Source organism: Amaricoccus tamworthensis (assembly GCF_049800875.1).
Lineage (GTDB): Bacteria > Pseudomonadota > Alphaproteobacteria > Rhodobacterales > Rhodobacteraceae > Amaricoccus > Amaricoccus tamworthensis.
Genome location: NZ_JBNAFV010000003.1, coordinates 314,635 through 327,500, shown reverse-complemented (window position 1 = coordinate 327,500; position 12,866 = coordinate 314,635). Strand labels below are relative to the sequence as shown.

General features: G+C 56.1%; 10 protein-coding genes, 1 tRNA gene and 1 rRNA gene (1 of these 12 running past the window's edge). 8 read left to right on the top strand and 4 right to left on the bottom strand.

The features are described 5' to 3' along the window. The 3 genes from rrf to ACP15P_RS08945 form a co-directional block, all read left to right on the top strand. Window positions 1–47, top strand: a 5S ribosomal RNA gene (rrf, locus tag ACP15P_RS08955) (it extends 68 nt beyond the left edge of the window). A gap of 119 nt (window positions 48–166) precedes the next feature. After that, window positions 167–243: transfer RNA gene (locus tag ACP15P_RS08950), tRNA-Met, on the top strand. 150 nt (window positions 244–393) lie between these two features. After that, entirely contained in the window at window positions 394–657 is a 264-nt protein-coding gene (locus ACP15P_RS08945) for a hypothetical protein (RefSeq protein ID WP_424928125.1), read from the top strand. Between the two features lie 24 nt (window positions 658–681). Here ACP15P_RS08945 and ACP15P_RS08940 read toward each other — a convergent pair whose 3' ends face one another. The 3 genes from ACP15P_RS08940 to ACP15P_RS08930 all read right to left on the bottom strand — a co-directional run bounded on the left by ACP15P_RS08940 (window position 682) and on the right by ACP15P_RS08930 (window position 2,748). After that, on the bottom strand, window positions 682–1,023 hold the full coding sequence (locus tag ACP15P_RS08940) for a hypothetical protein (protein ID WP_424928124.1): 342 nt from the start codon (window positions 1,021–1,023) through the stop codon (window positions 682–684). Window positions 1,024–1,152: 129 nt separating this feature from the next. Next, the gene (locus ACP15P_RS08935; protein WP_424928123.1) at window positions 1,153–2,382 is read right to left on the bottom strand and encodes an HlyD family secretion protein; all 1,230 of its coding nucleotides are present in this window, start codon (window positions 2,380–2,382) and stop codon (window positions 1,153–1,155) included. A gap of 3 nt (window positions 2,383–2,385) precedes the next feature. Continuing rightward, entirely contained in the window at window positions 2,386–2,748 is a 363-nt protein-coding gene (locus ACP15P_RS08930; protein WP_424928122.1) for a hypothetical protein, read from the bottom strand. Window positions 2,749–3,493: 745 nt separating this feature from the next. Between ACP15P_RS08930 and ACP15P_RS08925 the strand changes: the two genes are divergently transcribed. Both ACP15P_RS08925 and aspT read left to right on the top strand, forming a co-directional pair. Next, complete coding sequence (locus tag ACP15P_RS08925) at window positions 3,494–6,235, top strand: ornithine decarboxylase (protein ID WP_424928121.1); 2,742 nt, start codon at window positions 3,494–3,496, stop codon at window positions 6,233–6,235. Window positions 6,236–6,308: 73 nt separating this feature from the next. Beyond that, a complete protein-coding gene (gene aspT / locus ACP15P_RS08920) occupies window positions 6,309–8,000 on the top strand; it encodes an aspartate-alanine antiporter (protein ID WP_424928120.1) in 1,692 nt (563 codons plus the stop codon). 113 nt (window positions 8,001–8,113) lie between these two features. Here aspT and ACP15P_RS08915 read toward each other — a convergent pair whose 3' ends face one another. Further along, the gene (locus ACP15P_RS08915) at window positions 8,114–9,769 is read right to left on the bottom strand and encodes a hypothetical protein (RefSeq protein WP_424928119.1); all 1,656 of its coding nucleotides are present in this window, start codon (window positions 9,767–9,769) and stop codon (window positions 8,114–8,116) included. A gap of 390 nt (window positions 9,770–10,159) precedes the next feature. Between ACP15P_RS08915 and dctP the strand changes: the two genes are divergently transcribed. From dctP to ACP15P_RS08900, 3 genes are read left to right on the top strand one after another with little or no spacing between them, the layout of a single operon-like run. Continuing rightward, on the top strand, window positions 10,160–11,062 hold the full coding sequence (gene dctP / locus ACP15P_RS08910) for a TRAP transporter substrate-binding protein DctP (protein ID WP_424928118.1): 903 nt from the start codon (window positions 10,160–10,162) through the stop codon (window positions 11,060–11,062). Window positions 11,063–11,073: 11 nt separating this feature from the next. Further along, window positions 11,074–11,559: a TRAP transporter small permease gene (locus ACP15P_RS08905; RefSeq protein ID WP_424928117.1), complete on the top strand. Its 486-nt coding sequence runs from the start codon at window positions 11,074–11,076 to the stop codon at window positions 11,557–11,559. A gap of 30 nt (window positions 11,560–11,589) precedes the next feature. Then, window positions 11,590–12,846 carry a TRAP transporter large permease gene (locus ACP15P_RS08900; protein ID WP_424928116.1) on the top strand — a complete coding sequence of 419 codons (1,257 nt, stop codon included), beginning with the start codon at window positions 11,590–11,592 and terminating at the stop codon, window positions 12,844–12,846. Window positions 12,847–12,866 lie beyond the last annotated feature (20 nt).

Genomic DNA, 12,866 nt, shown 5'->3' with positions numbered 1-12,866 from the left:
CGATGGTACTGCGTCTTAAGACGTGGGAGAGTAGGTCACCGCCAAACCTGTCAGACACACCAAACGCTCTCTTACGGTCTCAATCAAATACCAGACGGCACGCAGAAGCCGATACGGGGAAACCTTCCCCGTCACGCAGCACAAAACTGCAACTCTGCAAAAGCGTCGCGGGGTGGAGCAGCCCGGTAGCTCGTCAGGCTCATAACCTGAAGGTCACAGGTTCAAATCCTGTCCCCGCAACCATCGTTCTAAAGCACTTTCGAACTTGCGCATAAGTCGCGGTGCGCCTCACAAGGTACTTTTGTCCTGATACAAGCCCGTCCCGGGAGGCTGGCCGCCTGAACTGGCCCCTATTTCGACCATTATTACGGCATCATTGATTTGGAATTCTGGTTGCGGAAATATGTGGGCGAAGATGTCGTTACCTGGGTGAAGGAGAATATTCATCCCCTCGACATTCCGTTTCGGCTTGCCGAGGAACATGGCATTGTTCTGCTCAATGGTTCCGGCTTTGCGGCACCAAACTGGTTCGCAAGGGTGTCCTTCGCCAATTTTGATGATGAGGCATATTTGCAGATTGGCCGTGCGGTTCGGTCTATCGCGCGTGGTTACGTTCAGGCCTACCAGGCGGCAAAGGGCGTATCAATTACCGCCTGAGGCTTCTTTTCTCTGGCCGACCTGTCAGCGAAGCAGGTCGAATGCCCGCTTCTCGGCTCTCAGATCGGCCAGTGTCTTTCCGCTGCAGCTTCCGGAACGCTGGCCGTCGACGCGTCGGGCGACGCCGTTCACTGTTATGGTGCCGACCTGACTGTCGGGCGTCATGAATATGGCTGTGCCATCGGGATTGAGTTGTGAGAAATAGTAGGCATGACCAATTTTCTCGTATTCGCAGTAAATCAAAAAAGGAAAGTCGGAGAAATCTGAGGCCTGTCCCGTTTGCGCAGGGGCCTGCGCCGTGGGCAGGAGTATTGAATAAGAGATCGTCACAATTGCGATGAGCCTGCGTATTACCGTTCGTGTCATGTCAAATGATCCTTTGGCTAATTCTGAAGCGTGCAAATAATTCAGCAGGCTGCACAGATTGGGACAAGTCAGGCACGCAGTGATTTACTGTGACATTCTGAAACGCGGCATCATGGCATGCGGATTTACTTAGTGTCCGGTCAAAACCAGCGTCTGGATCGGCATTAGGACAGCGTGCAGGCGAAGTATTGCAGCGTGCACCAGTCCGATCGTGTCGATTGCGTGAAGAACGATCCATTGCCCGGTGCTCAACCCCGGCTCGTCCAGACGTTCGTGATTGCTGGTGTAGACATTGGCGATGCACGACGCGCCCTGGGGCAGGCCATCAAGGGCACCGATATAAAGGGGTTCCATGATCACGGTGATGGTACCTGCCTGGGGCATCTGGCCGATATCAACGAGCTGATCGGTTGGTCGGACCTGACCGGCCGCAATGACATCCTGAACCTCGGTCACGACCATCGGTATGATTTCCCACGGACGGGAGGGGCAGGCGACCTCGCCCAGCATACCAGGATGAATGATCTGCGCCTGAATTTGCCCGAAACCAGCCGCGAGGCCGTTCACGTTGCGCTCCGGCACCAGGATACCAGCCGGTCGGAACATGGGATTGACCACGTCTCCGGGCCGCAGAGAGAACTGCTGCACATATCCATCCGTTCCCGCCACGACCAGGGTTTTGTCGAGCGCAACCTGCGCTTCCTCCAGTTCAGCCTCGGCCCGCGCTTTTTGCGATGGCAGCTGGAAGTCCAGTTCGGCCTGGACGGTATCCCGGGCCGCGACGGCGGCATCTACCGCGCCGATCTGTGTTTGAACCTGAACGAGCGCTCTTTCAACTTCCCGCTCCGATATTGCGCTGCTTGCCTGTCGCAACAGCTGATTTCGGGTATCATACTCGTCCCGCGCCTGTTTCAGGTGTCCGCGTGCCTGGATGATGCGGCCTTCGGCTTCCCTCAGCGTTGACCGGGCGACCCGTTGGGCCGCCTCGATTTCGGCAATTTTTCTGCGCGCCGTTTCTAGTGCTGCCCGTTCCTCCAGGTCGTCAAGACGGAACAACGGTTGGCCCGCTTCCACCTTCTGGTTTATTTCGACGAATGTCTCGGCCACGCGACCATTGCTCTCGGGTAGGATGGTCACCGTTCGAAAGGTCGAGTTCACGGCCTTGGTCGTGGGATGAAAATAGAAAACAGCGGTGATCAGGCAAATCGTCAAAATGACGCAGAGCGTGATACCCCAACGCAGTTCGTACCAAACTGAGAAGAGGTTGATTTCATGTCCGAACCTCTTGCCCTGTGCAAAGCGCCGATAAAGGTAGTCGGGCAGGATGGTGATAAGCGAGCAGAGCAGGAATTCGAGCATATGTCAGGTTTCGGTCTGGTGAGGGGCCGCATCCGTAGCGGTTGTGTCAGCGGATTGGCTTCTCGTGCCTGACAGTCCCGCCATGCGCCCGAGTGCGGCGGCCATCCGGTTCAGGGGTGTTGAAAAATCCGGAATTGGCACCAGGGCCAGCAACAGACCCACTATCCAAAAGGCATGATTGTGCGTGAACAGGGCGATGAGGCAAAGTACCGCGACGATTTCGTACTGAACCTTTTGGCCCTTATGAGCCATATGTTCGGGAAGGTGATGCAGCTTGAGATAAAATACACCTATGGCCACCACGATCAGCAGGAGCAGAACCGCCACTGCAACGAGGAGCCAGTCACCTCCGTCAGGACCCGGCACGAATGATGGCAAATAATGTGGCGCCGAAGGGTGCAAATCAGCAGCAGTTTCTGTCCCGTTGGCCACTAACGCTCTCCCCCTTTTTTCGATTCCGGGTTCACGGTGGAATCCGCGTAGTCCCATAAGTCCCAATTTGGGTCACCCGGATGACACTATCTCTATGGGGACCATTGTCCGAACCGGGAGGATGTAAGTCACTGTTAGTGCGGGACTGGTCCAGGGGGCCGCGACCGGTACGTTCGGCGTGTTAACGGTTACGTACCTCACCGTTGCGGCTTTTTGCCTGAGGATTTCTGACGAAATATGCAAGGGTGCCGGTCCCGTTTGCGGGTGCCGGTTGCCCGGTCCAGGAGAGGCAAGGCGGCCTTATGCACGCGTTGGCACATGTTCTCGCCCGGTTTCCCGAAGAGGGATCGCCAGTGCGCAGGTTGTATCTCAAAAATGCCTATTTCAGGTCCGTGTGCGAGGATTTTGCGCTGGCTAATGCATCGCTGCGCCGGTTCGAAGCTCGTCCGGATGCGAATTTACGTCCGGAAATAGGGGAATATCGCGAGATTCTGGATGAACTCGAGAGGGAACTCCGGTGGTTCTTGGAAACTGCCGACGTCGATTAGCGCGCGTCTCGTCGTGTTTGCGGCGTGGGCTTTACAGTTAACTACATACCGCCTGTGGAACCGCTGCCGCACGCCTGGCTACGATCAGTCAGGGATTTCAGGACATAAGGTTTCCGCGAGGGACAAAACCCATGCCAAAAAAGAAAATTATGCCCGTATCGGGGCAGGACAGTCGTATTGATCATTTTTTTTCGCTTCCAGGGACACGGACGGACAACTGGCGCAGCCTTCACGCGACCGCGCGGAAATGGACCCGCGACCCGCAGTTGCAGTCGGATGTCATGTCGGCATTCGAGGCGCTGGGGCCGAACGAACGTTTCTTTGCCTATCCAGGCCACAAGCTCATCGCCACGCTGCGCGACAGGATCGAGAGCGGGCAGGCCGATTCAGCGGTTTCTTTGGTCCAGCGCATTTCCGAATCCATTCTGGACCGAACTTACAAGGAGGATCCGGGTGACTGGATGACGGCAGAGGCTGCCGCAGAGGCACCTCCTGAGATCAACACGACCACCCTTGCGCGGGGTCAGTCGCACCGTCCCTATTTCGAGACTCTGTTCGTTGCGCCTGGTGCAGCCACACGGGCGGATCATATCATCGACCAAATACGTCGGCTTCGTCGACCCGAGGACCCGTTCATTTACGAGGCGGTGGTTGTCGGAAGTTTTGAGGAAGCGATCTGTGCGGTCCTGCTGAACCCCGCAGTTTCGGCGGTAACTCTCTACGAAGGGTTTGATCTGGAAACCAAGGGATCCGTTCCCGCGCTTCGACAGTTCCTCACATCCGCTGGATTGGATGCGGAGCACCTGTCGGAGGATGACCTCCCGTTGTCGCTCGCCGGCGCAATCAAAAAAATCCGGCCGGAGGTGGATATCTATCTGCTGTCCGACCGGCACGTGGAGCGCGTGGCCGGAGACCCGCGCGCATCTGATTTTCGCCGGGTGCTGTACTCGGTGGAGGAACTCCTGGAACTCCACCTCTGCATCCTTGAAGGCGTGTCCGATCGGTTTCGTACGCCATTTTTTGACAACCTCAAGAAATATGCGATGCGTCCAATCAGTACCTTCCACGCGCTGCCAATCGCACGCGGCAAATCCGTGTTCAAATCCGACTGGATTCGCGACATGGGCGAGTTCTATGGGCTGAACATTTTCCTGGCTGAATCCTCGGCTACGACCGGAGGACTCGACAGTCTTCTCGAGCCCACCGGCAACATCAAGGAAGCGCAGGAAATGGCGGCCCGGGCGTTCGGCGCGGACCACGTGTTCTTCGTGACCAACGGAACATCGACGTCCAACAAAATGGTGCATCAGGCGTTGGTGGCGCCGGGTGACATCGTTCTGCTGGATCGAAACTGCCATAAATCCCATCACTACGGTCTGGTCCTGGCAGGTGGACAGCCGCTTTACATCGAAGCATTCCCAATGACGGAATACTCCATGTACGGCGCGGTCCCCCTTTCTTCGATCAAGAATGCGCTTCTCGACCTGAAGGCGGAGGGCCGGCTTGACCGGGTAAAAATGGTGGACCTCACGAATTGTACATTCGATGGGCACATCTACAACACAAGACGGGTCATGGAGGAGTGTCTGGCCATCAAGCCGGATCTTATTTTCCTCTGGGATGAAGCCTGGTTCGGATTTGCCCGCTGGTCGCCATTTCTGCGTCAGCGCACCGCGATGGGTGCGGCGGAAGCAATTGAAACCTGGATGAAAGACCCTGCGTCTGTTGAGGAATACGAAAAGCAGCAGAAGAAGCTCGGGAAAAACCCCAAAGCTGCCAAGCTGCTCGAGACAAGACTGATCCCGGATCCGCGTCAGATCAGGCTGCGGGTGTATCAGACGAACTCAACCCACAAGTCCATGTCGTCTCTCAGGCAGGGATCGATGCTGCTCGTCAGGGATGTGGATTTCGGTGAGGTTGAGGCACAATTCCACGAGGCGGTATTTACGCACGCCTCCACCAGCCCAAACCAGCAGCTCATCGCCAGTCTGGATGTTGCCCGGCGGCAAATGGAACTGGAGGGTTATGGCCTTGTTGCGAATGCAATTGAGATTGCGCTCGACATCCGGAACGAGATTAACAGCCATCCGCTAATTTCGAAGTATTTCCGTGTCCTGGGAGCGGATGAGATGGTACCGGCGGAATACCGGACCAGCGGTTTCACGGATTTCCTGGACGAAGGCATCTCCTGGACGGATCAGGTCCGTTCGATGCACGAGGATGAGTTTTGTCTCGACCCGACCCGGATGACGCTGGTTTGTGGCACCGCCGGATTTGATGGCACCCAGTTCAAAAAACTTCTCGCCGAAGAGTTCGATATTCAGCTGAACAAAACGTCTCGAAATTCGGTTCTCCTGCAGTCGAACATCAACAACACACGGAGCGATGTGGCGCAGCTTGTCAGGGTGCTGCTGCAAATTTGCCAAAACCTCGAGAAAGATCTGGCACGGGGTGGCGAAAACGCGAGGGCAACCTTTGAGGCGCGGGTCAAGTCCCTGATGGAGGATGTACCCAATTTGCCTGACTTCAGCCACTTTCACGATGCGTTTCGGTGGGACGCCGGGAAGAAAACCTGGGAAGGAGACATGCGGTCTGCCTTCTTCAGCGCTTACTATCCTGAAGGTTGCGAATATGTACCTCTCGACAGTCCCGAGGTCGACAAGCGCCTGAAAAATGGTCCGGAGATGATTTCAGCCAATTTTGTGATTCCTTACCCTCCGGGGTTTCCGATCATGGTTCCTGGTCAGGTGATTTCGAAGGAGACCATCGACTTCATGCGCAAACTGGATGTGACCGAGATTCACGGCTTTGAGCTTGCAAAGGGCCTGAAACTCATTCGGCCAGACCACGCCAGCGAACACGTTCGGAAATAAAAACGTAGCGGCTTGCAGGAACCCGCAACGCGCGGGTCCGGTCGCCATATTTTCACAGGAGCAGGGAAAACCCATGTGGAGTTACATTGTTGAAACCCTTCGGGCCAACCCGCACGTCGCGATATTCTTCACGCTTGCGGTGGGTTACTGGATTGGAAACAAGAGGTTCGGGAGTTTCAGCCTTGGCGCCGTAACTGGCACCCTGCTGGCCGGTGTGTTGATCGGTCAGATTGGTATTGAGGTTTCCGGACAGGTTAAATCGATCTTCTTTATCATGTTCCTGTTCGCCGTGGGCTTTGGTGTCGGTCCGCAATTTGTTCGAGGAATTGCGACGGATGGAGCGCCACAGGCGGTGTTCGCCGTTGTCGTTTCAGGCCTTTGCCTCGCCACCGTTTATGTCGCTGCGATTGTCGCTGGCTACGGTCCGGGCCTCGCGGCTGGTCTTCTCGCGGGGGCGCAGACAATTTCCGCGTCGATTGGATTGGGAGAGGACGCAATACGTAACCTCGGTTTAACGCCGGAAGAAGCCCAGACGGAAATGTCAAGGATCCCGGTGGCCTATGCGATTACCTATCTCTACGGCACGATTGGGACGGGTTGGATCCTGGCTTTCGTTGGTCCGAAACTGCTCGGCGTCAATATTGCCGATGCCTGCAAGCAGTATGAGCGGGACGTCCTTAAGGGCGGAACGCAGGATGCCAACTACATCAGCGCCTGGCGGGCGCGGGAACTTCGTGCTTACCGTGTTAAGCCCGGCGGGGCCGTCGAAGGAAAAACCCGCGCTGGCGCGGAAGCATTTGCTGAAGGGGAGCGCATTTTCATTGAACGGTTGCGGCGCGACGGTGAACTCGTTTCACCGGGCGACGATACAACCCTGAAAGCTGGCGATGTGGTTGCGGTTTCGGGTCGCCGGGATGTCCTGGTGCATCTGTTCGGAGCGGCTGAGGAGGTGGACGACCGGGAACTGCTGGACGTGCCCGTCGAGGCGGTTGATGTGCTGGTTACATCAAAAGCAATGGATGGTCAGGAACTGATCGACATTGCGAAAGAGCCGTATACCCGCGGAGTGTATCTCAACTCCATCCGTCGTGGATCGGCTGCAGTGAATATCCCCGTGATGCCAGGTACCAAAATTCATCGTGGCGACATTCTGCGTGTGGCCGGCTCGAAAACTCATGTCGAGAGCTTTGCGAAGACTGTAGGATTCGCAGACCGGCCTCAGACGATCACGAATATGGTTCTCGTTGGTCTTTCCATTTTGATTGGTGGACTGATCGGTGCCTATGTGTTCCCAATCGCCGGAGTTCCGATCACCCTAAGTACCTCCGGTGGTGCGCTGCTTGCGGGTATTTTTGTCGGTTGGCTGCGTACGGTGAAGCCGCAGATCGGTAACATCCCTCAACCAACGCTTTGGTTTATGAACTCGGTCGGCCTCAATGTATTTATCGCCGTGGTTGGCCTGACGTCTGGACCCACATTTATCGCGGGACTTAAGGAGGCCGGATTTGGTCTCTTCGTCTGGGGAGTTGTGGCCACCTCGGTGCCCATGTTGCTGGCACCGCTCATCGGAAAACACATCTTTCGTTTCCATGACGCAATCAACCTCGGCTGTTGTGGCGGATCACGCACCTCGACCGCATCGGTGGCGATGGTCGGTGAGCAGGCGCAGAGTGACGTGCCCATGCTGGGCTATACCGTGCCTTACGCGGTCAGCAACACGCTGCTGACACTTTGGGGTCTTGTTATCGTCCTGCTTGTTACCTGATGTGAACACCCTGTTGTGCGCAATAAGAGGCGCGTGGCAGGGGCTGTTTGCAGTGCGCGAAAAACTATTGCCGGTCGCTACCTTGATGGGCCGCCTGTTTCGTTTGGGAAAGCTTACGCTTTGAGACGTCCGGGTTCGTTCCCGATGGCCCATCTTGGATCAATCGCGGCGACGGTTGAGACCAGATTGTGGATAAGGTCCGGGTGGACGTTGCGCATCATGAGATCCGCTTCCAGCCGTGAGGGCAGGTCGGGGTCAATTTTCTTGGCCTCGCGCAGTTCCTGATGCGCCTCGGCAAACTGTCCAAGTTTGCAGTGAGCGGCCGCCGCGCAAACACGCACATTTCCAACGCTTGGCGCATTGATAAGTACACACTCGCGCAACGCGGTATCGTATCGCCCCTCGGCGTAGTGATAGAGAAACAGACCCATGCGGTAGGTCGTCGCCTGCATCGGGTTCCGAATATACGATTCTTCAATCAGCGGCACCGCCAGCCCCCATTTGGCACGCATTGCATAGCGAAATCCGAGTTCTGCCAGTATTTCGGAGTCGTTCGGATTAAGGGATCGGGCATGTTGGAGCGTTTTCAAACTCTCCTGAGTAAGACCTGAGAACCATTCCGCAATTGCCCGCGCGTGATAGGCCCGGCTGGAATTGGGCGCCAACAGTATCGCCCTGTTCGCAAGCTCGAATGCCCGTTCAAGCGGGTCGGTACACGCATGACTGATATCATAAACGTAACGCACGGCACTGGAGTAAACCATCGAGAGACAGGAGAGGCCGTTGGCGAAATTCGGATCCTCCGAGACGGTTTTCTCAAGATCCCTTCTCAACGACTCATAAAGTTTCGGATCCAGCGAACGCCAATAATCGTGAAACTCAAGCAGCTTTTGATACGCCGCAAATGTGTTCGGTGCCTGCCCCGCACTTTCGCGGGCCTGACAGTCGAGAATTCCATCCCTGTCGGCAATTTTTCGCACGATTTGGCCGGCAATATCGTTGCAGACCTCCACCATCTCTGACGGCGTGCATCCCTCGTCGATTTCACATTTGAAATCATGTGCCCAGACAAAACGCCGATCCGGAGTGCGCCGGAACAGGAGGTCGACATTCAGAGCCTCTTTCGAGACCGTCACCGTCCCGAAAAGTTCATAATCGGATTGGAACTCCTGCGGTTTGTCGCTGTGGCCTACAGCATCCGCGAGATAATCGGTCGTTTCATACCCGAAGACAAAAATCTCAGTGTAGCGCGTTAATGCGGAGATCACCTGCCAGCTCAATTTGCGGCCGATCCCGGGGAAGACCGAGCAGTCCCCGGCTTCCTCAAACCGGTGAACGATCACGCTTGGTCCCAGATTGTGAAGGATTGCGGGCCCCGACGATGCACGTTCTGATCCTGAGGTTTTTTCGGTGTCGACTTTGCGGATTTCAAAAGACGGAACATAGCCGCCCTTCGGAATATTGATGGTTACACCTCCAGGATGACTTTCCTTGAGATAAAATCTTTCCAGTTCACGCCGCAGGCGTCCGGCCTCGATGCGGACGATCGAGTCGAGCAAAGGATCGAAATCGTCGCCTCGTCCAAACACCTGGGTTGCAACGCTGTATGCCTTTATCCGGTTGCCGCGTCCGGCGAGTGTTTCATCCACCACGTAGCTGAGGAAATTACGGTTTCTCGTTGAAGCCGTGAACGTTTTCGATGCAAGAATGCGCTGCAGTTCCTCACGAATTGCCGCTTCCGCTGGCGCGGAATGCCCAACTTCACTCATCGCCGTCCCCCGGATCTTGCTTTCCCGCGCGGATAGTACAATCATGCAGCAGTCTGTCGTCAACCGCTGAATTTTTTGATGCCCTGAGAAGTATCTGTCACAAAAGGTTTTTTTGCCGAGCCGGTTCTTCTGGATGTCGATAGTAGCGCGTAGGTGTGGTACCGGAGCACAGAGTGTTCAACGCGACAATCAGGTTTTTGGGTCTTCGAGAGCCCGCCGGTCGATGAAAATTTGTATTTTTGCAGGTAGTCCATGTTTTCCATTTTGGGTTGCATAAGTTTTTTGGAAATTAATCGAATTGCTAAGGCTGTCCTCGCAGGTTCGGCCTTGGCCCTCTCGCCGGTTAACGCGGCGTCTGTTGGTGCTGAAGAGTTGAGGCTGGGAACTGCCGTGCCAGCGACCACTCCGTGGGGCAGGGCACTGGAGGAGTTTTCTCACAAGGTTTCCGAACTGACGGCCGGCAACATTACCGTCGTGAACTACTTCAACAGTCAGCTTGGTGATGAACAGACGGTGGCGCGGCAACTTGCCCGCGGACGGATCGATATGGCGCTTCTCTCCAACGTGGCGTCGTCGCTATTGGTCCCGGATTACGGGCTGCTTCAGCTGCCCTATGTTTTCGACACCGTTGCGCAAAGAGACTGCGCGGTGGACGGATATCTTCACGAGGTCTTCGATGCCGAATTCGAGGACGCCGGTGTGATCCTGCTGTCCACTTTTGAGGTGGGGCGGATGGTGATCATGTCGAAAACAGCTTTCCGTACGCCGGAAGAAATGCAGGGCCAAAAAATACGCACCTCCCCGACGCCGGCGGACACACTTTTCATACAGGCGACCGGTGCGGCTGCGGTGCCGCTGGGAACACTTGATTCCATGCCAGCGCTGAAAACGGGTGCGGTCGTCGCGGTTACAACGCCTCTCGTTATGGGCGTTGCTGCTGGATATGCTGCCGAAGCGCCGCAGATCATTATGACGGCGCACGGACATCAGTTGGGTGCACTTTTGATTTCCAACAGAACCTGGGAGCGTTTGGAGCCTTCTGCGAAGGAAGCAATCAGCCGCGCCGCACTGGGTATGGCTGATCTGAGAGAAGCAACCCGCGAGGCGGAAGAAAACCTTCTGAAGGAAGCTGAGGCGGATGGCGCGGTGATCCATGAGCTTTCTCCAGCAGAGCTTGAGTCATGGAAACGGTTTGCGCCGGATGTGCGCCAAAGCATTATCACCGATCTCGGCGATCATGCTGCGGAAATCTGGGCCGGGTTGAATGAGGTAAAATCGGTCTGTGGCAGCTAGAGAGGTAACGGATGGCCAGGCTTCTTAAGGCGATTCAGGGCATCGAGGGTGCTCTTGCCGTCATGGCCTATCTGACTGTCGTGGTTTTGCTGGGATGGGAGATTATCGCGCGCGAAGTGATGGGCATGCCGGTCCTTGGTCTACAAACGATGGCTGTCCTGGTCACCGCCGCCGCAGGTTTCTTCGGCATGTCGCTCGCCACTGGCAGTGGCTCTCATTTGCGCCCGACTGTCTGCGATCGGGTTCTGCCGGCTCGATTTGATGCGCTCATAAACCGAATTTCAGATATGGTTGCCGCGCTCCTCCATGCCGCATTCGCAATTGTTTGTGTCTATTTCATTTCCGAGACGCAGGCGGCTGGTGACAGGGTCGCGATTTTCCTGATCCCGGTATGGCCGTTTCAGTTGGTTATGCCGGCTGCATTTCTGAGTAGTGGTCTGCGTCATTTGATTTTCGCGCTGAAGCCGGGGTTGCGCCCGGTCGCAGACAGTCCCTGATTTGACACAAGCGGCGCGGGAGTCTGACACTTGGCCATTACCGGTCTGATCCTGTTGACGTTTTTTCTGCTGCTTCTGCGACAGAACCTTATCGTTATATTGCTGGTGGGTGCAGCGTACGTTCACATGGTCTGGGGCGGCGGTCGGCTGGACTACCTTGCCGAGGATATGTGGATCGGCCTCAACAGTGAGGCACTGCTCGCCGTGCCCATGTTTATCGCCGCCGGAAACGTCTTCAGCCGCGGGGCGATTGCCAAACGTTTGGTGAGAATCATGACGCTCGCAACAGCTCCTCTGCCAGGCGGGCTGGGGGCTGCCGCGATCCTGTCATGCGCCGTTTTCGCGGCGGTCAGCGGCTCATCAGCAGCGACACTGCTTGCAATCGGGCCGGTCATGTATCCAGCCATGATTGAGCAGGGCTACTCCCGGAACTTCGCGCTGGGCGCTCTTACTTCGGCTGGAACGCTGGGGATAATCATTCCGCCATCCATCCCGATGATTGTGTATGGCATTGTCAGTGAAGTTTCGATTGCAGATTTGTTTTTGGCCGGTTTGATACCCGGCCTGTTGCTGGCCGGGGTTCTCGCCGCCTACGCGGTAGTCGCTAACCGCAGACTTCCTGCGCGCCTTTTGAATGGTCCCGAACTGGCTAAAGCGATCGCCGAAGGTGTCTGGTCACTGTTGATGCCGGTGATGCTGCTTGGGGGAATATTCTCAGGGTACTTTTCGCCCACCGAGTCGGCGGTGGTCGCGCTGCTGTACGGGATTTTTGTGGAGGCCGTCGTCCATCGCGAAATTGGATTTGAGGAGATGCGTGCCGCACTGATGGATACGGCACGCATGTTAGGGGTGCTGCTGCCGATTGTGGCTGTCGCGCTCAGCCTCAAGTCGCTCCTGACGGTGTTACAGGTTCCCCAGCAGTTCACTATTTGGATGACGGAAACAGTCTCAAACGGGACGATCTTCATACTTGCTGTGAACCTGATACTTCTATGCGTCGGATGCCTTTTCGATGCTCTGTCAGCCATCGTCATACTGGGGCCGCTGCTGATGCCACAGGCGGTGGCCTATGGCTTTGATCCGGTGCATTTTGGGGTGATCATGGTGATGAACCTCGAAATCGGATTGCTGACGCCTCCGCTTGGCATCAACCTTTTCGTCGCCATGATGGCTTTTCGTGCCGACTTCAGTACAGTTGTTCGGGCGGTCGCACCTTTCGCAGCACTGATATTGGCGGTGCTTCTGGCGGTGACCTTCCTGCCCGCCCTTTCTCTGGCGCTGCTCTAAATTGCTCAGGCCCGATGGCT